The following is a 24,013-nucleotide window of genomic DNA, read 5'->3' on the forward strand; positions in this document are numbered from 1 at the left end:
GTCGTGACCGTTTACAGCAAAACATCTACATTCAACAGAGTTGTCTGAATGGCTGACAGTTTCTGACATCTCGATGCTCAACGGCCGGTTGCAGGGGCGTCCGTTCCCTCGATTCCGGGTTGTTGACCCAGTTCTTCTTCGTCGTTGTTGACAGTAGGGGGTTGGGTTCACGCAATCAGACATCTCAAAGGAGAATAATGACATTTTCCAAATCGGCGGCAGGGCCAGCTGATGTCGCGAACAATCAGCAGTCGAGCACCGTCAACAAGCACAGACGGGATTGGCGCGGTTGGAAGTTCATGGGGCCTTTCGCTGTGGCTTTCCTGCTGGTGTTCATCATCCCGATCATCTACGCAATTTATATTTCTTTCTTTGAAAAACGAATGGTTGGCGGCACGGTTTTCGCCGGGCTCAGCAATTACAAACGTTTGTTCGCAGATGGTCATTTCTGGAGTTCGGTCGGCCGTGTCAGTGCTTTTACGCTGATCCAGGCGCCGCTCTGCCTCTTTCTGGCAGCCTTGCTGGCTCTGGCGATTGACTCCATGAGATTGCACGGAACCAAGTTCTTCCGAATTTCCACCTTCCTGCCTTATGCCGTTCCTGCCGTCGTGTCCACGCTAATCTGGGGGTTCATGTACGGGGCCAAGTATGGACTGGTCGGCTCTTTCAATTCATGGACCGGCTTGCATCTGGACCTGCTGGCTTCCAATATTCTTCTGGTGTCTATCGGCAACATCGTGACCTGGGAATACACCGGCTACAACATGCTGATCTTTTATTCCTCCCTGTCTACGATTCCGCATTCGCTCTATGAGGCGGCGGCAATCGACGGGGCCAGCGAATGGCAGATCGTTAGGCGGATCAAGATGCCGGAGTTGCGTGGAAGTCTGGCCATCACCGTGATTTTCAGCATCATCGGCTCCTTCCAGCTGTTCAATGAACCCTCGATCATGCAGAACATGGTGCCTGGGAACACCATTACTAGCTACTACACGCCGAATATGTACGCCTACAGTCTGAGCTTCGCGGGCAACCAGTCGAATTATGCCGCGGCCTTGGCCATTGTCATGGCGGTGATCACCATGGCGATCGCTTATGCGGTCCAGTTGAACAGTCTGAAGGAGCAGATGAAATGACCTCTGACATTTTGGATGAGACGCCTTCAGCGATTCGGGCGCGTGAACGCAGACGTGCCAAGCGAGTGGCCAGGGATGAAAGGGCGGAACGCAAACGCGCCGCAAAAAACGGATTCTCCAATCCCGCGAACCCCCGTCGCTCGATGACGCTGACGCTGGTTACCGGCATCTTCGCTCTGTACTGCTTGTTTCCATTCGCCTATCTGATCATCAACGCCACCAAGACGCAGTCTGACTTCACATCGACCTTCGGCCTCTGGTTTGGTCACACCTTCGCGCTTTGGGACAATATAACCACGGTCTTCACCTATGAGGACGGCATCTTCGGACGTTGGCTTTTGAACACGCTGCTCTACGTGGTAGTGGGAGCGGGTGGCGCAACCGTACTGGCCATCATGGGCGGGTACGCTTTGGCCAAGTTCACGTTCCCTGGCCGCAAGGCAGTCTTCGCTGTTGTGCTGGGTTCCATCAGTGTGCCTGGCATTGCCCTGGCTGTTCCGCAGTTTCTTCTGTTCGCCAAGATGGGTTTGACCAATACGCCCTGGGCCATGATTCTGCCCAGCCTTATCAGTCCCTTCGGCCTGTACCTCATGTGGATATTCTCCGAGCAGGCTGTCCCTACAGAGCTCCTGGAGGCGGCCAGGGTTGACGGTGCGGGGGAGTTCAGAACCTTCCTGACCATCAGTCTGCCTCTGCTGGCTCCCGGAATCGTCACCACAGCCTTGTTCGCCATAGTGGCCACCTGGAATAACTACTTCCTGCCCCTGATCATGTTGAAGGATGCCAATTGGTACCCCCTGACCATCGGACTGAACCAATGGAAGAACCAGGCCAACACTGCCGGCGGTCACGCCATACAGAATCTCGTCATCACCGGATCGCTGATCACTGTCATTCCTCTGATGATCGCTTTTCTGATTCTCCAGCGGTACTGGCAGTCCGGATTGGCTGCAGGTGCGGTCAAGGAATGAATGAATTTTGCGATTGCGGCCACTTAAACCAATCGCAGGGTGAGTGGCCGGGAAGGGAGTCTTTCGTCTGTCATGCGGCAAGGATTCATGCCAATAAAAGCTGATGAAAAGCACTAAGAGAAAAGAGTGATGTAATGAAACATGCAAAAGGGCTGAAGCGTCTAGTGGCTTGTGCCGGCGTGCTGGCCATGTTTCTCGGCGTCACCGCCTGCGGCGGTAGCAAGCAGAGCAGTGGCGACGAGAATGTGGAGCTGAACGTCTGGGCATGGGAGCCCACCTTGAAGGCCGCAACCAAGGAGTTCGAGAAGAAGTACCCGAACATCAAGATCAAGCTGCAGAACGCCGGGACAGCCAAGGAGCAGTACACGGCGCTTGACAACGCCTTCCAGGCAGGCAAGGGGGCACCCGATGTGGCGCAAATCGAACTCTATGCCCTGAGCCAGTATGCCATCAATGATCGGCTGACTGATCTGAGTGACAGGACCAAGGGCTACTCGAAGTTCTACAATCCCGGCACTTGGAATTCGGTTCTGGTCAACAAAAAGCCCTACGGACTGCCCTTTGGTTCTGGAGCCATGGCCTTCTTCTACAACAAGGATGTGTTTGACAAGGCTGGCGTTGATGCGACCCAGATCAAGACCTGGGATCAGTATTACGAGGCTGCTAAGAAGATTCGGGCGGTGGGTTCCTATATCGCTGCCGATTCCGGTGACGCGGGCTTCTTCGACGCCATGATATGGCAGGCCAACGGGCATCCTTACAAGCTGTCCGCAGATGGCAAGGATCTGTCCATCAACCTCGATTCCGACAAGGGGACTCAGAGTTTCATCAAGTGGTGGCAGAAGATGATCGACGAGGATTTGGTCGACACCAAGACCGTCATCTGGACCGAGGACTGGAACAAGAGCCTGAACAATGGCAAGCTCGCATCTGCGCTGATCGGCTGCTGGATCCCAACCACGCTGGTCAACGTGGCACCTGACCAAGCTGGCAAGTGGAGGGTCACTACCATGCCCACCCAGGATGGATCCGCGGTCAACTCCAACCATGGCGGTTCGTCGCTGGCGATTATGGCTTCAAGCAAGAAGACCGATGCAGCCTATAAGTACATTGATTTCATCTCGCGAAATCAGGCCAGCATTGACGCTCGCGTGGCAGGCGGTTCATTCCCTGACGACGTGAAGACCACCGAATCGAAGAAGTTCAAGGAGGCCACCACCGTCAAGAACACCAAGGGCGATGACATCGAATACTTCGGCGGTCAGAAGTATAACGAGGTTCTGGCCAAGGCGGCAAGCGATGTGATCCCTGGCCACGCCACGCTGCCCTTCGAGGTCTATGCGCGGACCGTATTCGCTGACGACGTCGGTTCCGCCTACACCGACAAGAAGATCACTCTGAAGCAGGGTGTGGATGCCTGGCAGAAGCACCTGAAGGAATACGGTAAGCAGCAGGGCTTCAACGTACATTGATCTTCATAAAGTAAATGAAAACGCCGCCGTTGCCTTGTATTGTTTGAGTATGAGGCAACGGCTTTGCTGTAAGGGCAGGGACGATGCCCTGTGACTGATGAATGTATTGTCTCGTGGCTTCATGCGTAAGGTTGAAGCTGCCGGTTGCTTGCGTACTCCTGCGTTTGTTTAGGGGTCGTCAAGAGCGGCTGTCCTGATTTGTAGGAACGTGTTTTTGCGGGAAGGAGGGGAGATTGTGGCGAAGCCTGCTGAACACGGCATTGATGTCAAGGCCTCTGACTTTTTGATTCACACCCCTTCGGCTATTGCGCGAACAACATTTTTCTATCCGCTACGGGTGGGCAAATTCTCCTATGAACCCGGTTACAGGTTGGAGCGACGATCCTTTGACAGCTATCTGATCATTCATATCGATAGCGGCAGGCTGACACTGGACCTGCCTGAAGGGTCCTTCGTAGCCGAGGAGGGCCGATTTGCGCTGGTCAACTGCTACGCACACCATGCCTACGGCACTGATGTCCCGACGACCGCCCAATGGCTCCACTTCGACGGCATCATGGCCCGGCCCTACTACGACTACATCATCAGGAAGCTGAGCAACGTCTTCATGCTCTCCTCCGAGACCTACGCCTTGGAGCGGATGCGGACCATCACTTCTTTAATGACGGCGGAGAACGGCTATTCGGAAGCGAGGATGTCCAAATACATCACCGATCTGCTCACCGAGTTTGCCGATGAGCAGCCGCGTTCCTTCAAACGAAAGCAGGAGGAGGTGGTTGAGGACACGATCGCCTACGTGTCCTCCCACTTGTATGAGCCGCTCACCGTCTCCGAGCTGGCCAAACGGGTCTTTCTGAGCGAGTACCACTTCATTCGGTTGTTCAAACAGGAAACAGGCATCACGCCGCATGCCTACCTGGTGGATTCCCGTATCCACGCGGTGCAGTATTTGCTGGTAAACACCGGGATGTCCATACGCCAGATTTGTCAGCAGTGCGGTTTCACATCCGAATCCTCATTGTGCGCCTCCTTCAAGAAGAACACGGGCATGACGCCCATGAAATATCGCAGGCTCAAGCAAGGCGAGTAACTGACACGTATTGATTGGGCTGTCGGCTCCAGCGTCTTACCCATATAAACGCATTTCTAAAATGCGCGGTTTACCCAATCTCACAGCCTGGCCTTCCACGGATCTGTCTCTCGACATTGGCGGGATCGAAGGTGAACGATAATGCGTTATCGTAATTCGGCACGGAGTGCTTCTGTTAATTGCGTTGCGCAAGTTATGCTGCAACGCAATTAACAGAAGCCAATCTGCTGGACGGGCCGCCGGGCCAAGTCAGATCATGTCTAAGCAAAACCACGCTCGTACTTGCCGGTCAAACTTTCTTTCTGGCTACCATCGAGAAGGTCAGGGGGATCTGAGGCTGATTGAGGGGCATGATCCATCCCTGGAGGTCTGGACTGTACTCAAGCATTGGCAGTGACTGCCAGTCGTCCACATTATGCTCGCCGATGGCCTCTATAGTCAGTCCGGCATCCAGAAGAGCGCCGCTTATTTCCTGGAAATCATGAGCCCAATTGTGATTGGTGGTGTGGGTAATTTGGGGTTTTGTCCCATCTTCGAGCGAGTCGGTTGCTGACGTGTAGCTTTGATCCGTCTCGTAGGTCGTTTCTGTTCCGCCAAAATAATCTTGAACTATCGACATGCCCTCATTGTTCAAGGCGAAAAGCAGTGGATGGTTGTCGCGGATCATGAATATTCCACCGTCTGCTAGAAGAGAGGCGATTGAACGAGCCCAGTCCTTCAAATCGGGAAGCCAGGTGATGGTTCCGCAGCTGGTGACGATTACATCGAATGAGCCTTTCTGCTCGGGCATGGCATCGGCAGCGCAACGAGCATCGCTTTGAACATAGGTTACGGATGCGCCGGCCCGTTCAGACAGTTTCCTGGCATAATCCAGCGAGGTGGGAGAGAAATCCAGTCCATATACATCTCGTGCTCCCAAGCGCCACCATGACAGGGTATCAGAGCCTATATGGCATTGCAGATGCAAAAGGTGCAACCCTTTGATGCTGTGTCCTGGCAGATGGGGCTTCAAGACCTCCAGATCTCGCAGGGTTACTGACGACAGGGCCGATGGGTCATCCGCAAATGCGTCAAGGTCTCCATAGCCACCGTTGGCATGCACAACTGCCCTGTCATTCCAGTTGAGGAGATTATCCTCTACATCCTCTTTCTGGTGCATTTGATGAGGCACGGTATTCCTTTCTGATTAGGCTTATCAACAGTGATCGAGCCGGACAGTATCCAGAGCAGGTTTTCAAGTGCATATTTGCGCAGACTCGTCAGTCATGTGCGAATATGCAACTCTTTATTATCCTGAATATTTACTTCGTTGGCAAATACAGGGTGCCCCGGATGCGATTCGAACGCACGACACCTTCTTTAGGAGAGAAGTGCTCTATCCCCTGAGCTACCGGGGCAACGGAAACTACTGTACCACGAGGTGGGACTTGGGCAGGTCGCTGGTGTGGGGCCAAGGGAAGGCCTTGGGACCGTGCTCTTCCTGGAGAAGTTGGCCCCCTATCCCTGCTCGCCATGCGGTCATGGTTTACAATTGCTCAACGGCCGAGCTGACTGTGCATTCCTCACAACGGGACCGGGTCGGCGATGATTTGCTGGAGGAGACCATGGCGAGATTCAGACAGTCCTTCCTGGTGAAGCATGTCTTTGGGTGGACGGCCAGGCTGCTGGCGTTGGTCAGCTTGCTGGCTCTGGCGGCGCGTGCCTGCCCGGCATGGCTGTCAACGATCCCATACCTGCCGGACCTGGCCGCGCTGACGCCCTGGTTCATCCTCTTGGGTCTGCTGGCCCTGGTCCTGGCTCTCATGGCTTCACGATGGTTCACGGCTTTGGTGCTTATCGCCGCCTTGGCCCTGAATGTCTACTGGCAGTACCCCTTCTACCAGGAGGGTTCCGAGCTCAATGGGAAAGCCGATCAGCTCATGGCCCTTGGGCATCCCGACCGGTACGACGATGTGGCCCGGGTCATGACGCTGAACGTCTACAAGGGTCGGGCCGATGCCGATCAGGTGGTCAAGACCGTCAGCGACAACAGGGTCGAGGTGCTTGCTCTGCAGGAGGTCAGCGAGGATTTTGTGGACCGTCTGCACAAGGCCGGTATCGACCGCTATCTGCCCCACGAGCAGCTTTCCACATCCTCGAAGGAATATGCCAACGGCCTTTGGACGGCCGCGCCAATGCAGTCGCCCTCAAAGGACGACGTGGGTTCCCGCTCCTCCATGATGCCGGCGGCCAGCATCGACTTCGGCAGGGGCAAGACCAGCGTCAGATTCGTCTCGGTCCATACCACCTCGCCGCAACCGGGCAGTTGGAACGCCTGGCGACGCAGCGTGTCTGACCTGGGGAAACTGCGAAAGCACGAGCACACGCGATACGTGCTGATGGGCGACTTCAACGCCACCTATGACCATGCGGTATTCCGAGACATGCTGGGGGAGCGGTTCAGCGACGGGGCGCGTCAGGCCGGACATGGCATGAGCATGACCTGGCCGGCCGACAAGGCCCCCTTGCCCAGGTTGGCAGCCATCGATCATGTTGTGGTGGACCGTGACATCAGGGCCAATCGGCTGCAGGCCGTACCCATAGCGGGCTCGGATCATGCAGCTCTGCTGGCCACAGTGATGGTGGAGTAGGGGACTTCAGGCATCCAGGTTGGACTGGGTGCCAGCCTGGGCCCCGGCGCTGGCCTGCTCCTGCTGGGCCGCATCGAGTTTGGCCCGCACCTGGCCCAGCAGCTCCTGGGCGCGCTTGGCGAGGGCCTCGCCAATCTCCCACTGACGCATGGAGGCATCCAGGTCCAGGCCGCCGGCCTCTAGCGCCTGAACCGCCTGGATCAGCTGATCCCGGGCCTGCTCATAGGGCAGTTTGGCGATGGTCTCGCGTTCCTTCTGGCTCAGGGCCGAAGCCAATACCGGCTCTTCCTTACCCTGGTCCTTGGTCTGCTCCTCGTCGGTGTCGCTCATGCCTGCTCCTCTTCCTGTATGATTGCTATCTGGTGTGTTATCGAATTTCTGACGATGTGGATGATCATCGCGGATGATTATATGTGGTTGAACATGCCGGACCGGTCACTGCACGCTGACGACCCTGGTCTCGATCCGACCTTCTTTGACGGTCAGGGTCAGATCCTGATCGGTCTGGACCTGCTGGGGACTGACGACCACCTTCCCGTCCAGGGTCTGCACGACTGCGTATCCGCGGTCCAGCGTGGACTGGGGAGAGAGGGCAGTCAGCGAGGACTGGAGCTTCTCCACGGTCAGAGAGGCGTCGTCCACGATCCGCCGAAGGGCGATGTCCAGGCGAACCAGGGACTCATCGACCAGCCGCTGGGGCTTGTCCAGCATGGTCTGCGGCTTGGTCAGGCTGGGGCGGTTGGCGTATCCCTCGATCAGCCGTGTCTCGCCTTCGACCATATTCTCGATGCGCGCGTTTATGCGCATCCGGGCCTCTTGGATGATGCCCTCCTGCTCGACCAGGTCGGGCACCACCCGCTTGGCTGCGTCGGTGGGGGTTGAGGCGCGCAGATCCGCCGCCAGGTCTATCAGGGTCCAGTCGTCCTCGTGGCCGATGGCCGAGACGATGGGGGTGACGCAGGCTGCCGTGGCCCGGACCACGGACTCGTCCGAGAAGCCCAGCAGGTCCTCGAAGCTGCCGCCGCCCCTGGCCACGATGATCACATCCACAGCAGGATCAGCATCCAGCTTCTGGATGGCTTCGACCACCTCGGGCGGGCACTGAGGACCCTGGACGTGGGCGTGCACCACGGAGAATTCGATTGTGGGCCAGCGCAGACGGGCGTTGGTGATCACATCCCCCTCGGCCCTGGCCTTGGGCGCGCAGATCAGGCCGATGCGTTGGGGAAACTCAGGCAGGGGAACCTTGTTTTCTGCATCGAAGAGGCCCTCCCCCTTGAGCTTGCGCCTGAGCTGGTCGATCTGCTCTTTCAGGTCGCCGGTGCCCACACGCTTGATCCGGTCGGCCATGAAGCTCAGACGGGTCTGTTTGATCCACAGGTCGGGCCGCCCGTGCACCACCACCCGGTCGCCCTGGCGGAAGTCCCTGGCCTGGGTGGCGAAGGCGCGGAAGCCCATGACGTTGATGGAGATGTCCTCGAAGTTGTCGCGCAGGGTCAGGTATGCCGAACCGGTCCGGCGGGTGTTGATCTCCACGATCTGACCCTCCACCCAGGCTCCGGGCCAGCGGGCCACTGCGTCGTGGTACTTCTGACTGAGCACACTGACCGGCCAGGGATCTTCCTCGGTGGTATCTCGTGCCAGGCGGGGCAGCTGATCCAAGGGCCTGGGGGCCAGTCCGGATGGGGCTGAGCCAGTCGACGCACCCATCGACCCGCGCATGTTCGAACCCATGTATGCTCGCACCTGATGCCTCCTGACCATCGGTTCCGCCAGCCTGACCAACTCATCCGGCATAGCCCGTACAGGATGGTATGCGGGTTGGTCAGCGAAGGAAACGTCCTCTCAGGGTCTCTCAATACGGGGACAATTCCATGTCTCTGCCGGTCTGCTGCAGGCCCTCTGCCGATTGTTCTTTGAGCCGATTTCGCCGAGGGCACAGTGGCATTTCTCCCGTTTGCAAGGAGGCTGGATTGAGGTCAAAGTGTGAAGGAGAGGGGTTGGAACAACGCCTTGCTGCGCCTGCCCTCGTCTGCGGCTTGCCTGCAGCAGAGGCGGTTTTGCTGGTGGCTGTGTCATAGGAGGCTGTGTCATAGGAGACAGTCTTGTTTCCCTGGATCGCGGAAGTTATTCACGCTCTGGCGGTAGCATAAATAAAGTAAGCCGGATATGATGTGGTGTCTGCTTTTCGAGCCCATCATGCGGCGGTCTCACGGATTGAGGTTGTTTCATGTCTGATGGCGTCGACATAGCGGGTCGATATAAGGGCACAGGACCGCGGGATCTCCTGCGTGTGGGTTTGGACATTGGTTCCACCACAGTCAAGGCCGTGGTTCTTGGCACAGGAGACAGGCTGGATCAGGCGCTTTTCAGCGACTATCGCCGCCACCACGCCAATGTGCGACAGTGCGTGGCGGAACTGGTCACCGACATCAGGCTCTCCCTGTCACGGGTTGGCCTGGCTGGCAATCCCATCAGCCTGGTGATCACCGGCTCGGGCGGGTTGGAGCTTGCCAGCCAGCTTCAGGCTGAGTTTGCCCAGGAGGTCATCGCCGAGACCGAGGCCATCAACGCCACCTATCCCGAGGGGGATGTGATCATCGAGCTGGGCGGCGAGGATGCCAAGATCACCTATCTGAAGCCCACCCCGGAGCAGCGGATGAACGGATCCTGCGCAGGCGGGACCGGAGCCTTCATCGACCAGATGGCCACCCTGCTCAATACTGATGCTTCCGGCCTGAACGATATGGCTTCCAAGTACAAGACCATTTATCCCATTGCATCGCGTTGCGGGGTCTTCGCCAAATCCGACCTGCAGCCTCTGATCAACGATGGAGCCGCCAAGGAGGATCTGGCCGCATCAATCTTCAACGCCGTTGCCACACAGACCATTTCAGGTCTTGCCTGCGGACGTCCCATCCGTGGCAACGTGATCTTTTTGGGCGGACCTCTCTTCTTTATGAGTGAGCTGAGGGAAGCCTTCAAGCGGATCCTCCAGGACAGGGTCAGCCGCTATATCATTCCCGAGAACGCGCACCTCTATGTGGCCTATGGCGCCGCCATCATGGCTGGTCGCCACGACCAGGACGACCAGGACAAGGCCGCGAAGGTCAAGACCGACTACTCGCCAGAGACCGATGTAAACGACCCCTTCGGCCCGGCTTGGGGGCTCGATCAGGCGGAGGTCGACAGGGCACGGTCCGAGAAGGCTTCGAACCTGGACAAGATGGCTCTGCAGGATGCCATGCAGGACGGCCGCACCACCACCTTGGTGGACGGTGGGAACAAGGTTCCGGCGGCTGAGGCCGCCACGGATGCCAGCCGAAATCAGGACATGAACTTTGATCTGACTTCCTTGGATGGTGTCCTCTCCGCCCTGAAGGGCCTGGAGAACATGCCTTCCACGGCCAGAACGATACGGCCGCTCTTCCTGGACGAAGACGAGCGCAAGGAGTTCAATGACCGGCATGGTGCCCAGGTCATCCCCACCGGGGATCTGTCCGGAGCCGAGGGGCCGCATTTCCTGGGCATCGATGCGGGCAGCACCACCATCAAGGCCGTCCTGATCAACGATGACAAGACCATCGTCTGGTCCACCTACGGAGTGCATAAGGACAGCCCGCTGATCGCCGCCGCCAACATCGTCAAGGAGGTCAGGAAGTCCCTGCCGGAGGGCGCCTACATCGCCCGTGCCTGCGCAACCGGATATGGTGAGGGTCTGGTCAAGGCTGGTCTGCATGTTGACGAGGGTGTGGTCGAGACCATGGCCCACTACCGGGCCGCCGAGGAGATCAGCCCCGGCGTCACCTCGGTCATCGACATCGGCGGGCAGGATATGAAGTACATCGCCGTCAACGACGGGGTCATCGATTCGATTTGCGTCAATGAGGCCTGCTCGGCAGGCTGCGGGTCCTTCCTGCAGACCTTCGCCCAGTCCATGGGCATCAGCATCCAGGACTTCACCAAGCAGGCGCTGGCCTCCGAGGCCCCGACCGATCTGGGCTCCCGCTGCACGGTCTTCATGAACTCCTCGGTCAAGCAGGCTCAGAAGGAGGGCGCCTCCCCGGAGGACATCGCCGCCGGGCTCTGCTACTCGGTGGTCAGGAACGCCCTCTACAAGGTCATCAAGCTGCGTGACGCCAACGCCCTGGGGCCGGTGGTCGTGGTCCAGGGAGGCACCTTCCTCAACGATGCCGTTCTGCGGGCCTTCGAACTCCTGACCGGCCGCAAGGTGACCAGGCCCAACATCGCCGGGCTCATGGGAGCCTACGGCGCCGCGCTGACGGCCCGCATGCACTGCCCGCAGAATGAAGAGGTCGAGGATATCGTCGCGGCAAGCTCTCACGTGGTCGACGGGGCGAAGTCCGTGGGCAGCACGCCGACCACGCCCAACAGGGCTCCGACTTCCACCCAGTCAAAGGTGTCACCGGTCGCCGTCAACAAGATTGCCTCCAAGAACGACCAGGGCTTCAAGACGACCCTGCCCGACCTGAAGGTGCGGGACGGCCATGTGGTCAGCTCCATCCTGGCGGGGGATGATCTGGACAACCTCTCCATGACCACGACCCACGATGTCTGCAAGCTCTGCCAGAACCACTGCAAGCTGACCATCACCGAATTCGAGGACGGCGGTCGCTATGTCACCGGGAACCGCTGCGAGCGTGGCGGAGACAAGAACAGGAAGCGCTCCGACCGCCCCAACCTCTACGACTTCAAGTACAAGCGGGCCTTCGCCTACCGTCGCCTGACCCCGGACAAGGCCACCAGGGGTGATATCGGCATCCCCCGTGTGCTCAACATGTACGAGGACTACCCCTTCTGGTTCACCCTGCTGACCTCACTGGGCTTCCGTGTCATGATATCCGGGCGTTCCAACCATGAGCTCTTCGAGAGCGGGATGGAGTCCATCGCCTCCGAGAACATCTGCTACCCGGCCAAGCTGGTCCACGGGCATATCCACTCCCTGGTCGACAAAGGCATCAAGACCATTTTCTACCCCTGCGTCACCTATGAGCAGGAACTGGTTCCCGATACGGACAACCACTACAACTGCCCCATCGTGGCCAACTACCCGGTGGTGATCGAGGCCAACATGGCCGAGCTCAAGGAGAACGGCGTCCGCTTCATGCGGCCCTACTTCAACCTGTCCAACAAGGAGAAGATGGTCGAGCGGATCGTCAAGGTCTTCGACTGGGCCAAGGTCAGCGAGGAGGAGGCCCGGACCGCTGTCCAGGAGGCCTACCGTGAGGATGCCCGGTTCAAGGAGGACGTCCGCCAGGAGGGTCTTCGCGCCCTGGCCTACATGCAGGAGTACGGGGTCAAGGGCGTGGTCCTGTCGGGACGCCCCTACCATGTGGATCCCGAGGTCAACCACGGCATTCCCGAGACCATCTGCTCCCTGGGCATGGCCGTGCTTTCAGAGGATTCGATCTGCGAGCTGGACGTGCATAAACTGCCCAAGCTGAGCGACTATATCATTCCGGCGGCGGGGGAGCGGGCCCTGGCCTCCAACAACCCCACGGCCGCCAAGTTCCGCAAGACCGTGCCGGGCTTTGGTGACGACCATCAGAAGATGCCTCTGAGGGTGACCGACCAGTGGGCCTACCACTCCAGGCTCTATTCCGCCGCCAGGTTCGTCTCCGAGTATCCCGACCTGCAGCTGGTCCAACTGGTCAGCTTCGGATGCGGCGTGGACGCCATCACCACCGACCAGGTCCAGGAGATTCTGGCCGACAAGGGCGATGTCTACACACAGCTGAAGATTGACGAGGTCTCCAACCTGGGCGCTGCCAAGATTCGTCTGCGCTCGCTGAAGGCTGCCATGGACGAACGCCATCAGCGGGATCTGGCCCAGGAGGACAGCGAAGACCGGAAGGAAGCGCCCGTTATGGAACAGGCGCCTGCGAAGGTCGCGGTCAAGGAAGTTGGTTCATCGCCTGACCTGGTTCGGGTGGAGGATTCGTCTGATTCTCAGAATTCTCAAGACCTTGCAAGCCATATTGAAGCAGTGGAAGCGGATGCGCCTGATCAGCTGAAATCCGATGGGTTCCGGTCCACCAACGCGCAGAAGATCAACCTCTCCCAGCGCAAGACCGACATCGTGGCTCTGGCCCGGTTCGTGGCCCTGCACGACAAAAGCGATCAGGGTCTGATAGGTCTTCACCCCATGGGCATCAGGCCCATCCGGGAGACCATGGCATCGCGGCAGAAGGAAGCCGAAAGCAAGTCGGCAGAGCGCCCGGCCGGACAGGTCAAGGATGTCCAAGCCAACGGAGCCGCCGCCAAGCCGACCCTGTCCAAGTACGCCACCGAACATCGCTTCACCAAGGAGATGGGACACAAATTCACGGTGGTGGCACCGCAGATGTCCCCCGTGCACTTCTCCCTCCTGGAGGCGGTCTTCTCGAGCGCCGACTACCACTTCGAGCTCCTGAAGCATGCCACGCCCGAAGACATCAACACCGGGGTCAAGTACGTCAACAACGATGCCTGCTTCCCGGCCATCATCGTGGTGGGGCAGCTGGTCAACGCCTTCCTGTCCGGCAGATTCGACCCGCATAAGTGCGCGGTCATCGTCACCCAGACCGGCGGCATGTGCAGGGCCACCAACTACTATGGCCTTCTGCGCAAGGCCATGGCTGATGCCGGCTATGGCTACGTCCCCATCATCACCCTGAGCGTTCAAGGATTCCGGGCCAATCCCGGCCTTCAGGTAACTCCGGCTCTGCTGCACCGCGCCGTCAAGGCCTTCTATCTGGGCGACGCCATGATCGAGTGCCTGCTCAGGGTCCGCCCCTACGAGCAGGAGCCCGGCTCAGCCAACAAGCTCTACAAGCTCTGGGACACGATCTGCAAGGAGACCATCGAGCACCACGGGTACTCCAAGACCGCCAAGAAGGTCTATGGCCATGGCTATCTGCCCTATGGCACGCTGATGAAGCGGATGATCCGGGCCTTCGACCAGCTGCCCCTGCGCAATATCCCCCGCAAGCCACGGGTGGGCGTAGTCGGGGAGATCTTGGTCAAGTACCATCCCGATGCCAACAACCACGTGGTCGACCTGATTGAGAGTCAGGGATGCGAAGCCGTGCTCCCCGGTGTCTGCGACTTCATGGTCAACGGCATCTCCAACGCTGAATGGAACGAGGAGATGCTGGGCACCGGCGGCCAGGTGGGTGTCAAGAAGATCGTCCTCAAGGCTGCGGATGTCTACCGTGCCCCTATGATCGCCGGCTTCAAGGCCTCCCATGGGAAGTTCGACATTCCCGCCCACATCAGCGATCTGAGGGAGAAGGCCGCATCGGTCACCTCCCTGGGTGTTCAGGCCGGAGAGGGTTGGCTCCTGACCGGTGAGATCATCGAACTGATCCAGTCCGGCGCGCCCAACATCGTCTGCGCACAGCCCTTCGCCTGCCTGCCCAACCACGTGACCGGGCGTGGCATGTTCGGCAAGATCCGCAGGACCTACCCCGAGGCCAACATCGTCTCGATCGACTACGATCCCGGCGCCTCTGAGGCCAACCAGCTCAACAGGATCAAGCTGATGATCGCCGCTGCCAAGAAGCCGGGCGACCAGGAAAAGCTCGGCCAGGACCACAAGGCAGCCGTGGAATCCCAGCCGGCGGAATCGACCGGCCTGGATGCGGGGCAGGCAGCACCCGTCCAGGACGAGGAGAAGGTTCTGGAGAGCCTGTAGCCGCCAGGCCGAGGCCGGTGTTCGGAGCCAACGCGCCGGCCTCGGAATTGCTGAACCACGAGGATCAAGGAAAGAGGGGGTTCCCATGACCAGCCGTGAGGAGATCAAGGCTCTGCTGGACACCGACCAGATCTACATTGCCGATACACCCGAAATGAAGCAGGTCCAGGACGCCCAGCAGGATCTGGTCTTCGAGCTCAACGCCTGCCGTCCCAGCCAGGTGGAGAAGAAGCAGGACCTCTGCAAGAAGATGTTCGGCTCATTCGGCCAAGGCAGCTGGATTGAGGGGCCGATACGGGCCAACTGGGCCTGCAACACCTACTGGGGGAGCAAATGCTACGCCAACTTCAACCTGGTTCTGGTTGACGACGGACGCGTTGACATAGGCGGCCACACCATGTTCGGTCCCAATGTCACCATCGTCACCACCGGGCACACCATTCGCCCCGATATACGAGCCTATGGAACACCCCAGTTCACGGTTCCGGTCAGCATCGGCAGGAATGTGTGGATTGGAGCAGGCGCCATCGTCATGCCGGGAGTGACCATCGGAGACAACACGGTCATCGGGGCGGGGTCCCTGGTCACCAAGGACATCCCCTCCGACGTGGTCGCCTACGGCCACCCCTGCAAGGTCGTCCGTTCAATCAATGACCACGATTATGAATACTTCTGGAGGGATCGCCGGTATCAGGCGCCTTATGATGCCAGGCCCTTCAGGATGGACTAGTCGGGCTGGCCGGTGCCCGGTATCACTTTGTCGGGTTGACTCCTGCGGTCGTGGGTTTGATCAGCAGTACCCATCCCAGAGCGGGGAGGGGAAGATCAGCGCCTTGAACCGGCTCCATTCCCGGATGTAGTCGATTTTCGGCTCACGCAGCAGCCGTATCTGTATGCCGTCCATGACTTCCAGACTCATTCTCACCTTGCCTGGCATGTCTGCCGCCCACTCTATGCCATCAGGAAGCAGCCAGGGGAATTTGGAATAGTGCGCCCAGACCTCTGTCGGCCTGCGGATGAAGTAATCGTGCAAGGGATGGTTGGTGGAGATGGCCTCGGTTTCCAGGACCGTATATAGCTGGGTGAGTTCGGGCCGCCCCGCGTTGTGGGCGACCAGATAGTCGAAATAGGCCGGAAGATGCGGATGATCGGGGTCGGACCCGGGCAGGCCTGTCTGCATGAATTCCTCCGGGGTGCCATTGACGTCATAAATGTCCGTGACCAGGAGGGATAGCAACCCTTCCTTGCTGCCCACATAATGGAGGACGCCCGGCTGTGACATCCCCACCATGTCAGCGACATCTTTGAGGGATATGCCGTTGTATCCATGCTGGCTGATGAGATGGGCGGCGGCTTGTGTGATTTCCGCCCGTCTCACCTCTGGTGATTTTCTGGTTCGGCTCGCCATTGTCTGGTCTTGCGGCTCCTTTTCGTTGTCCTTGAAGGTCTGGGTGCTGCCGGTCGTTTGATACTCATGGTACATGGTGGCCGGATTCATAACGGTGACGCCCGTAGGCTCGACAGGGTCTCGACTCGGTAGGGTATCGGACAAGTAAGTCCTTGTCGTTCGCGAATCCGTACTGGGTCATTGATTTGACAAATATATCGAATGCCTGTTGAATATGTGATTATCTAATGGTTGGTAGATATGGTTGTCTGCCACACATTGGACGTGTCAGAGAAGACTAGTTGAAAGAGGTCGACACCATGAGCGACTCAACAACCCCTGCATCGGACGATTCTGAACTTCTGCAGGCGCATAAGGCTGCCCTTGCTGCAGCACAGAGTGATCCACTATTATCGCCTGAGACTGGTAGACCGGTTCCCAAGAAGACCCTGTTTCGGTTTGGTGCGAGCTTCCTGGCTTTCGGTATTCTGTGGATGTCGGGCTTGGGAATTGTCAGCGTCGTATTGCTTCCCGAACATCTCAAGCTGGTCCCCGGCATCGCTCCCGAGGCGTTGATGGGCATAGTCAATGCTTGCACGGCCGTGGCTTCACTGGTCTCCAATCTGCTCTTCGGCAACTTCTCAGATCGCAGCCGCTCCCGGTACGGGCGTCGAACTCCATGGATTCTAGGTGGTGCAGTCCTTGGTGGTGTAACCCTGTTCCTGACGGGCATGACCACCAACCCCGTTCTGCTGACTATTGTGTATTGCCTCTGCATGTTCGGACTGAACTGCATGATCGCCCCTATGGTGGCCATCCTGTCCGACCGCGTGCCATCCGGTGTACGCGGGACCCTGTCCGCCTTCTACGGGGCAGGCTCCACCATCGGTTCACCCATCGGTTCTCTGATCGGTGCTGCCCTGGTGACCCATATGTTCACTGGCTTCGTTCTCGCCGGCGTACTCATGTTCCTGGGTGGTGTTGTGGCCGTTCTGATCATGCCCAGGGAAGGCTCGGCTGCTTACCTGCCCAAGGATGAGGGCACCCTCATGGACGTGCTCAAGTCTTTCCGGCCTCCGCGCTTCCATGGAGCCCACGACTTCTATAGGGCCTTCGTCGGAAGACTCTGCATGCTGCTGAGCTATCAGATGATCTCCGCCTATCAGCTCTACATCATCGAAAAGTATGTGGGCCAAACCGTAACACAGGCAGCTGCAACCATTTCGGTCATGTCCGTCATCACCATGGTCGTTTCCCTGCTGGGCTCGTTGGTCTCGGGGCCCGTTTCCGACCTGATCGGGCGGCGCAAGGTGCCGGTGGTCATCGCCTCCGTCCTCTTTGCCATCGGCATCGCCATGCCCTGGATCAGCCCCACGGTCATGGGCATGTACCTGTACGCCGGCATCGCCGGGTTCGGTTACGGGGTCTATTCGTCCGTCGACCAGGCGCTCAACGTCGATGTCCTGCCCAGCAAGGAGGAGGCCGGCAAGGATCTTGGCATCCTGAACCTGGCCACCACACTGGGGCAAATGGCCGGTCCTCTGGTCATGTCTTTCATCACCCTGAACTGGGGTTATGCGGCGGCTTTCCCCACGGCCATCGTTTTTGCCCTGTTGGGATGCGTCTTTATCCTGATGATCAGAAACGTCAAGTGATCCTGGCCTCTACGGTCATACAGGGAAAATATGCAAAGGAGCAGAAGATCCATGAATAGGAATGCAGAACCAATCTGGGTTGCAACCACTCGGCAGCAGGCCATGCAGGAGCAGCACTTGGCTGCCTCCGCCATGGAGACGTCAGCTGATCTGGAATGTACCGGTGCCAAAAAGCAGACTCTGCGAGGGTTTGGCGGCTGCTTCAATGAGTTGGGGTGGCTGCCCTTGCAAGAGCTGGGGGAGGAGAAACGTGAGGGGATCATCCGTGAGCTCTTCAGCCCGGATGAGCTGAATCTGACCTTCAACAGGACTCCGGTGGGCGCCAATGACTTCGCTGCAAGTTGGTACAGCTACGACGAAACCGACGGTGACTATGATCTGAAGCATTTCAGCGTCGACCACGACGAGCAGACCCTGATTCCGTATATCCGCCAGGCCCAGAAGTATCAACCGGACATGGGACTGTTCGCCAGCCCATGGAGTCCGCCAACCTGGATGAAACGACCCAAAGTCTACAATTTCGGGCGAATCGACATGAGCGAGCGCAACCTATCTGCTTATGCCCGTTATCTTCTGCGGTATGTGCGCGAATATGACCGCCGCGGCATCCACATCGACCAGCTGCATGTGCAGAACGAGGTCTTTGCGGATCAGAAGTTCCCCTCCTGCCTCTGGTCCAGCGAGGACATGCGCATCTTCATCCGCGACTATCTGGGTCCCCTCTTCGCCAAGGAGGCGCCGGACACGGCCATCTTCTTAGGAACCCTGAACGGTCCCGAGGATATGAAATTCGGTCCTGAAGGCATGATCCTGGAGAACTACAACCGCTATGTGGACAACATCCTCTTCGACGAGGACTGCCGCAGGTACATCGCCGGCATCGGCTACCAGTGGGCCGGCCAGCATGTCATCGAGCGCACTCACCAGTCCTGGCCTGAGATTGAGTTGGAGCAGACCGAGTCCGAATGCGGCATGGGCGGCAACACCTGGGAATACGCCGAATACGTTTTCTCGCTGGTGAACCGGTATCTGCGGGCTGGAGCCACTTGCTACACATATTGGAACATGGTCCTGGGCCAGGGCATATCCACCTGGGGCTGGCGGCAGAACTCCCTCTTCACCGTCGACACCACCACTGGCCAGGTCAGGCGGAACCCCGAGTACTACGTCATGCGCCACTACTCGCACTATGTGCGCCCGGGCGCTCGCCTGCTGGATACCCGCGGCCATTTCAGCTCCATGGCCACAGCCTTCGAAAACCCGGATGGGTCGATTGTTGTGGTGGTCCAGAACGCCCTGGATCGTGCCATGCCCTTCTCCTTCTCCGGGCCGGGAGAAGATAACGAAGGGAGCCAAGGCTTCAAGGCGACTCTGGAGCCGCGATCCTTCAACACCTTCGTCCTATGAAATGAGTCTTGTAGATTAAGATTGGAGTTCATCATGTCAGACAAGGCAGTCCGAACCAAGGACCACTCAGCTTCGTCAGGCAGCACGCGTCTGCCGGACAGGCTCATCTTCGGATGCGCCTACTACGACGAATATATGCCCTATGAGCGGGTGGACAAGGACATGTCCATGATGAAGTCCGCCGGCATCACCACCATTCGTATCGCCGAATCCACCTGGAGCACCCTGGAGCCCCAGCCTGGCGTATTCGACTTCAGCCATGTGGATCGGGTGCTGGAAGCGGCTGGACGCTTCGACATCCAGGTCATCGTGGGCACGCCCACCTATGCGGTCCCCTCCTGGCTGGTCGCCATGCATCCGGATGTTCTGGCGGACACCCCCAAGGGCCACAACCGGTATGGCGCCCGCCAGATCATGGACATTGTCAACCCCTCCTACCGGTACTATGGCGAGCGCGTCATCCGCAGGCTGATAAGCCATGTCGCCGACAACCCCCAGGTGATCGGCTACCAGGTCGACAACGAGACCAAGTACTACGACTGTGTGTCGCCCGACATGCAGCGGCTCTTCGTCAAGGATCTCCGACGGCGTTTCGACGATGATCTGGACCGTCTCAATGCGGCCTTCGGCCTGGACTACTGGTCCAACAGGATCGACTCCTGGGAGGACTTTCCCGATCTGACCGGGACCATCAATGCATCCCTGGGGTCGGCCTTCGACCGCTTCCGCCGAAGCCAGGTCAGCCGCTACCTGGCCTGGCAGGCTGGCATCGTGCGCGAATATGCCCGCGAGGACCAGTTCGTCACCCACAACTTCGATTTTGACTGGGGCCCGGGCTGGTCATACGGCGTCCAGCCGGCTGTCGATCACTTCGAGGCGGCCGAGTGCCTGGATGTGGCCGGTGTGGACATCTACCATCCCACCGAGGATGACCTGACCGGCAAGGAGATCGCCTTCGGCGGGGACATGACCCGCAGCCTGAAGGGTGGGGCCAACTACCTGGTCCTGGAAACCGAGGCCCAGGGGCAGAACGGATGGCTGCCCTACCCGGGCCAGCTGCGGCTGCAGGCATACAGCCATCTGGCCTCGGGGGCTGACGGGGTCATGTACTGGCATTGGCATTCCATCCATAACTCCTTCGAGACCTACTGGAAGGGTCTGCTTTCGCAGGACATGGAGCCCAACCCTACCTATGAGGAGGCCGGCCAGTTCGGCAGGCAGGTAGCGCAGAAGGGTATGGGGGAGCGCCTGATCAACCTCCGAAAGTGCAACAGGGTCGCCATCATGGTGGGCAACGACTCCCTGACCGCCCTGGACTGGTTCTCCCTGGAGACCGGCTTCCCCCGTGAGCAGGGGCAGATCTCCTACAACGATGTGGTCAGACGGGTCTACGATGCCCTCTTCGAGCTCAACATCGAGTGCGATTTCCTCAGCGACAAGGCTGACCGGTCCCATCTGGGCCGATATGCCATGGTCGTGGTCCCTGCCCTCTACAGCACCGATGAGGATACGTTGACGGCCCTGGCCGACTACGTCCATCAGGGAGGTCACCTGGTGGCCACGCTGCGCTCCTTTGTGGCGGACGAGAACCTCAAGGTCTGGCATGACAAGGCTCCGCACCTGTTGACCGACGTGTTCGGCATCGACTACAACCAGTTCACCCGTCCCGGCAAGGGGCTCACCCTGGATCTACATGGGTCCGACCAGGCCGGACCGACCTGCCAGGGGCTGATTGAGTTGCTGAATCCGCGAACCGGAACCCAGGTCCTAGCCTCCTATGACCATCCGGTCTGGGGGCGGTATGCAGCTGTGACCCGTCATGATTACGGCCACGGAAGTGCGGAGTGGATCGGCACCCTGCCCTCGGCCCAGGGCATGCGGATGCTGCTTTCGGATGCGGCGGATGCGGCTGGCCTGGGCGGCCCCGCCCGGGACCTGGCTGGCCTGGTCACCGTGCGGGAGGGCATCAATTCCCTGGGGGAGCAGGTTGCCTACCTGCTCAATTATTCATCCAAGGAGGTCAGGCTGGCCGCGCCCTATGGGGGGCATCTGCTGGTGGCCGACGGGCAGGCTGATCCTCAGGCTCATGTCGACCAGGGCCAGCCCATGACAATCGGACCCTGGGATCTGGCGATCATCGTTCGATAGACCGGTCCCGGTCTGATTGGCTTCGGACTGACCGGATATGAAGAAAGGAAGGTGCCCAGATGGCATCAAGAAAATTGACAGGGGACCTACCCTACCGCAATCCCGACCTGAGCGTGGATGAGCGAGTGGCCGACCTGCTGGGCCGGATGACCCGTGAGGAGAAGGTGGGCCAGATGATGCAGCTTGATGCCCGCTCGGGAGTGGACAAGGAGGTGGTGGACCAGCACGCCGGATCCCTGCTGCATGTCTCTCCGCAGAGCATGATCAAGGCTGACAAGGCCGTTCATCGCACCCGTCTGGGCATTCCCCTGCTGATTGGCGACGACTGCATCCATGGCCATTCCTTCTTCCGCGGGGCCACCATCTTTCCCGAGCAGCTGGGCATGGCAGCCTCCTTCGACCCTGAACTGGTTCAGCGGATGGGGCGGGCCACAGCCCAGGAGGTCGCCACAACAGGCGTCCACTGGACCTTTTCGCCGGTGCTCTGCATCGCCAGGGACACCCGCTGGGGCCGGGTGGATGAGACCTTCGGCGAGGACCCCTTCCTGATCGGCGAGATGGCCTCGGCCATGGTGCGCGGCTACCAGGGAGGATCAGCCATGACCGGGACCCTGCCCAAGGATGCCGTGCTGGCCACGGCCAAGCACTTCGCCGGCTACTCCGAGACCCAGGGCGGGCGCGATGCCTCCGAGGCCGACCTCTCGCACCGCAAGCTGCTCTCCTGGTTCCTGCCGCCTTTCGAGCGCCTGGCCAAGGAGGGCGTGGCCACCTTCATGTTGGGCTACGAGTCCATCGACGGGGTACCGGTCACCATCAACAACTGGCTGCTCAACGACGTGCTTCGTGGGGAGTGGGGCTACCAGGGCACCCTGATCACCGACTGGGACAATGTGGGCCGGATGGTCTGGGAGCAGAAGGTGCAGCCCGACTACACCAGGGCCGCTGCAGCCGCCGTCAAGGCCGGCAATGACCTGATCATGACCACGCCCGGCTTCTACCAGGGGGCCTTGGATGCACTGGATGCCGGGCTTCTGCACGAGGAGGACCTTGACCGGGCGGTCAAGCACATCCTGGCCCTGAAATTCCGCATGGGGCTCTTCGAGGATCCGCGTCTGCCCGACCCCCAAGCCCAGAAGACGATCATCAACTCTAAGGAGCACCAGGAGCTCAACCTCCAGGTGGCCCAGGAGTCGGCAGTCCTTTTGAAGAACGACGGCATCCTGCCCCTGTTCGGCGGGGTTGATGCCGATGGCCGCCCTGGCGATGATTCAGCGCATAGCATCGCCCTGGTGGGGCCGCTGATTGACGATGCCCAGAACCAGCTGGGGGACTGGGCTGGCGGTTCGGGTCAGTGCGACTGGATCAAGGACCAGCCTCGGGAGATGATCTCGACAGTGGCCGACGGTCTGCGCCAGGAGTTGCCTGCAAACTGGCGGCTCGACTGCGAGCAGGGCGTCGATGTGCTCCGTCTGGTCGACGACCCTGCGGGTCCGCTCTTCCCCGATGGCCAGCCCAGGCCCAAGGTGGCGGCCCCGGCCAGGATCGATCAGGGCCGCTTCGACAGGGCCCTAGACCTGGCCAGGCAAAGCGACCTGGTGGTGGCCGTGGTCGGCGACGTGGTCCAGCTGGTGGGCGAGGGCCGTTCGACTGCCACCCTGGAACTCTACGGTCCTCAGCGCGATCTGCTGGATGCCCTGGCGCAGACGGGCAAGCCCATGGTCATCGTGCTTATGTCCTCCAAGCCGCTGATCCTGCCTCCGTCCGCACGGGCTGCCAGGGCCCTGATCTGGCAGCCCGATCCTGGTATGCAGGGCGGTCGTGCCCTGGCCAGGATTCTCACCGGCAAGGTTGAGCCCACAGGCAGGCTGCCCATCACCTTCCCCAGGCATGCCGGGCAGCTGCCGGTCTACTACAACCAGATCCGGGGCCAGCATGGTGACCGCTATGCCGATCTGACCCAGGATCCGGCCTTCGCCTTCGGCCAGGGTATGGGCTACACCACCTTTGCCTACGGAAAGCCTGGGGTCGATAGGCCGGATACCGTCGGACCCGAGGATACGGTCAGGGTGACCGTGGATCTGACCAACACCGGCCGGCGCTCAGGCACCGAGGTCGTCCAGGCCTATATCAGCGACCTGGTGACCTCAGTCAGCTGGGCTGATCGGGAGCTCAAGGCCTTCCAAAGGGTTCAGCTGGATCCAGGGCAGACCCGGAAGGTGGTCTTCGATCTACCGGTGTCCGAGTGGGCCCTGGTCGATGCCGACTGCGAACGCAGGGTCGAGCCCGGTCGGTTCCAGGTGCTGGTGGGGTCCTCCTCACGCAGGGCTGACCTGCAGGCCGTGACGGTGACCGTATGCTGACCACCATCCGACAGCGGAACTCCTCGCGTGTTGGTTGCCCAGAGCCCTCGCCCGCTCTTAC

The 24,013-nt window shown here is 59.6% G+C and carries 14 protein-coding genes, 1 tRNA gene and 2 pseudogenes; 12 read left to right on the top strand and 5 right to left on the bottom strand.

Annotation, left to right across the window (positions count from 1 at the left end; all coding sequences use genetic code 11):
- Window positions 1-197: 197 nt before the first annotated feature.
- The 4 genes from H3S97_RS03610 (at window position 198) to H3S97_RS03625 (ending at window position 4,669) form a co-directional block, all read left to right on the top strand.
- On the top strand, window positions 198-1,136 hold the full coding sequence (locus H3S97_RS03610) for a carbohydrate ABC transporter permease (RefSeq protein ID WP_029677855.1): 939 nt from the start codon (window positions 198-200) through the stop codon (window positions 1,134-1,136).
- Window positions 1,133-2,107: a carbohydrate ABC transporter permease gene (locus H3S97_RS03615; RefSeq protein WP_198184058.1), complete on the top strand. Its 975-nt coding sequence runs from the start codon at window positions 1,133-1,135 to the stop codon at window positions 2,105-2,107. The genes H3S97_RS03610 and H3S97_RS03615 overlap by 4 nt, the downstream gene beginning before the upstream one ends.
- Before the next feature lie 134 nt (window positions 2,108-2,241).
- Window positions 2,242-3,579: an ABC transporter substrate-binding protein gene (locus tag H3S97_RS03620; protein WP_110412545.1), complete on the top strand. Its 1,338-nt coding sequence runs from the start codon at window positions 2,242-2,244 to the stop codon at window positions 3,577-3,579.
- Window positions 3,580-3,814: 235 nt separating this feature from the next.
- Window positions 3,815-4,669 carry a helix-turn-helix domain-containing protein gene (locus H3S97_RS03625; RefSeq protein WP_198219677.1) on the top strand — a complete coding sequence of 285 codons (855 nt, stop codon included), beginning with the start codon at window positions 3,815-3,817 and terminating at the stop codon, window positions 4,667-4,669.
- A gap of 289 nt (window positions 4,670-4,958) precedes the next feature.
- Here H3S97_RS03625 and H3S97_RS03630 read toward each other — a convergent pair whose 3' ends face one another.
- The gene (locus H3S97_RS03630; RefSeq protein WP_232356264.1) at window positions 4,959-5,828 is read right to left on the bottom strand and encodes a class I SAM-dependent methyltransferase; all 870 of its coding nucleotides are present in this window, start codon (window positions 5,826-5,828) and stop codon (window positions 4,959-4,961) included.
- A gap of 165 nt (window positions 5,829-5,993) precedes the next feature.
- Window positions 5,994-6,066: transfer RNA gene (locus H3S97_RS03635), tRNA-Arg, on the bottom strand.
- Window positions 6,067-6,189: 123 nt separating this feature from the next.
- Here H3S97_RS03635 and H3S97_RS03640 point away from each other — a divergent pair.
- The gene (locus H3S97_RS03640; protein ID WP_198219679.1) at window positions 6,190-7,299 is read left to right on the top strand and encodes an endonuclease/exonuclease/phosphatase family protein; all 1,110 of its coding nucleotides are present in this window, start codon (window positions 6,190-6,192) and stop codon (window positions 7,297-7,299) included.
- A 6-nt stretch (window positions 7,300-7,305) separates the two neighbouring features.
- Here the strand turns inward: H3S97_RS03640 and H3S97_RS03645 are convergent, their stop codons facing one another.
- Entirely contained in the window at window positions 7,306-7,629 is a 324-nt protein-coding gene (locus tag H3S97_RS03645; RefSeq protein WP_198219680.1) for an exodeoxyribonuclease VII small subunit, read from the bottom strand.
- 105 nt (window positions 7,630-7,734) lie between these two features.
- Entirely contained in the window at window positions 7,735-9,009 is a 1,275-nt protein-coding gene (gene xseA, locus H3S97_RS03650) for an exodeoxyribonuclease VII large subunit (protein ID WP_198219681.1), read from the bottom strand.
- 577 nt (window positions 9,010-9,586) lie between these two features.
- Here xseA and H3S97_RS08575 point away from each other — a divergent pair.
- The 3 genes and pseudogenes from H3S97_RS08575 to H3S97_RS03660 form a co-directional block, all read left to right on the top strand.
- Window positions 9,587-13,132, top strand: a pseudogene (locus H3S97_RS08575) (acyl-CoA dehydratase activase-related protein); the annotation flags it as partial.
- A 513-nt stretch (window positions 13,133-13,645) separates the two neighbouring features.
- Window positions 13,646-14,863: pseudogene (locus tag H3S97_RS08580) on the top strand (acyl-CoA dehydratase activase-related protein); the annotation flags it as partial.
- A 217-nt stretch (window positions 14,864-15,080) separates the two neighbouring features.
- Window positions 15,081-15,725, top strand: a complete 645-nt coding sequence (locus H3S97_RS03660) for a sugar O-acetyltransferase (protein ID WP_198219683.1) — start codon at window positions 15,081-15,083, stop codon at window positions 15,723-15,725.
- Between the two features lie 60 nt (window positions 15,726-15,785).
- On the opposite strand, the gene H3S97_RS03665 is transcribed toward H3S97_RS03660, so the two are convergent.
- On the bottom strand, window positions 15,786-16,403 hold the full coding sequence (locus H3S97_RS03665; protein WP_198219972.1) for a TetR/AcrR family transcriptional regulator: 618 nt from the start codon (window positions 16,401-16,403) through the stop codon (window positions 15,786-15,788).
- 299 nt (window positions 16,404-16,702) lie between these two features.
- Here H3S97_RS03665 and H3S97_RS03670 point away from each other — a divergent pair, with 299 nt between their 5' ends.
- Genes H3S97_RS03670 through H3S97_RS03685 form a run of 4 tightly spaced genes read left to right on the top strand, consistent with a single transcriptional unit; the run spans window position 16,703 to window position 23,952 of the window.
- Window positions 16,703-18,037 (top strand): MFS transporter, encoded by a 1,335-nt coding sequence (locus H3S97_RS03670; RefSeq protein WP_198219684.1) that lies wholly within the window; start codon window positions 16,703-16,705, stop codon window positions 18,035-18,037.
- A 51-nt stretch (window positions 18,038-18,088) separates the two neighbouring features.
- Window positions 18,089-19,444 carry a glycoside hydrolase family 30 protein gene (locus H3S97_RS03675; protein ID WP_232356266.1) on the top strand — a complete coding sequence of 452 codons (1,356 nt, stop codon included), beginning with the start codon at window positions 18,089-18,091 and terminating at the stop codon, window positions 19,442-19,444.
- A 33-nt stretch (window positions 19,445-19,477) separates the two neighbouring features.
- Window positions 19,478-21,592, top strand: a complete 2,115-nt coding sequence (locus tag H3S97_RS03680) for a beta-galactosidase (protein ID WP_269749243.1) — start codon at window positions 19,478-19,480, stop codon at window positions 21,590-21,592.
- A gap of 59 nt (window positions 21,593-21,651) precedes the next feature.
- On the top strand, window positions 21,652-23,952 hold the full coding sequence (locus H3S97_RS03685) for a glycoside hydrolase family 3 N-terminal domain-containing protein (RefSeq protein ID WP_198219686.1): 2,301 nt from the start codon (window positions 21,652-21,654) through the stop codon (window positions 23,950-23,952).
- Window positions 23,953-24,013: the final 61 nt, after the last annotated feature.

The organism is Bifidobacterium choladohabitans, assembly GCF_016102005.1.
Lineage (GTDB): Bacteria > Actinomycetota > Actinomycetes > Actinomycetales > Bifidobacteriaceae > Bombiscardovia > Bombiscardovia choladohabitans.

What these genes read in the sequence shown, in the direction of transcription:
- H3S97_RS03670 (WP_198219684.1), top strand. Translation starts at nt 16,703, where the DNA reads ATGAGCGACTCAACAACCCCTGCATCGGACGATTCTGAACTTCTGCAG.
- H3S97_RS03680 (WP_269749243.1), top strand. Translation starts at nt 19,478, where the DNA reads ATGTCAGACAAGGCAGTCCGAACCAAGGACCACTCAGCTTCGTCAGGC.
- H3S97_RS03615 (WP_198184058.1), top strand. Translation starts at nt 1,133, where the DNA reads ATGACCTCTGACATTTTGGATGAGACGCCTTCAGCGATTCGGGCGCGT.
- H3S97_RS03685 (WP_198219686.1), top strand. Translation starts at nt 21,652, where the DNA reads ATGGCATCAAGAAAATTGACAGGGGACCTACCCTACCGCAATCCCGAC.
- H3S97_RS03660 (WP_198219683.1), top strand. Translation starts at nt 15,081, where the DNA reads ATGACCAGCCGTGAGGAGATCAAGGCTCTGCTGGACACCGACCAGATC.
- H3S97_RS03665 (WP_198219972.1), bottom strand. Translation starts at nt 16,403, where the DNA reads ATGGCGAGCCGAACCAGAAAATCACCAGAGGTGAGACGGGCGGAAATC.
- H3S97_RS03645 (WP_198219680.1), bottom strand. Translation starts at nt 7,629, where the DNA reads ATGAGCGACACCGACGAGGAGCAGACCAAGGACCAGGGTAAGGAAGAG.
- H3S97_RS03630 (WP_232356264.1), bottom strand. Translation starts at nt 5,828, where the DNA reads ATGCACCAGAAAGAGGATGTAGAGGATAATCTCCTCAACTGGAATGAC.
- H3S97_RS03620 (WP_110412545.1), top strand. Translation starts at nt 2,242, where the DNA reads ATGAAACATGCAAAAGGGCTGAAGCGTCTAGTGGCTTGTGCCGGCGTG.
- H3S97_RS03675 (WP_232356266.1), top strand. Translation starts at nt 18,089, where the DNA reads ATGAATAGGAATGCAGAACCAATCTGGGTTGCAACCACTCGGCAGCAG.
- H3S97_RS03610 (WP_029677855.1), top strand. Translation starts at nt 198, where the DNA reads ATGACATTTTCCAAATCGGCGGCAGGGCCAGCTGATGTCGCGAACAAT.
- H3S97_RS03640 (WP_198219679.1), top strand. Translation starts at nt 6,190, where the DNA reads ATGGTTTACAATTGCTCAACGGCCGAGCTGACTGTGCATTCCTCACAA.
- xseA (WP_198219681.1), bottom strand. Translation starts at nt 9,009, where the DNA reads ATGGGTGCGTCGACTGGCTCAGCCCCATCCGGACTGGCCCCCAGGCCC.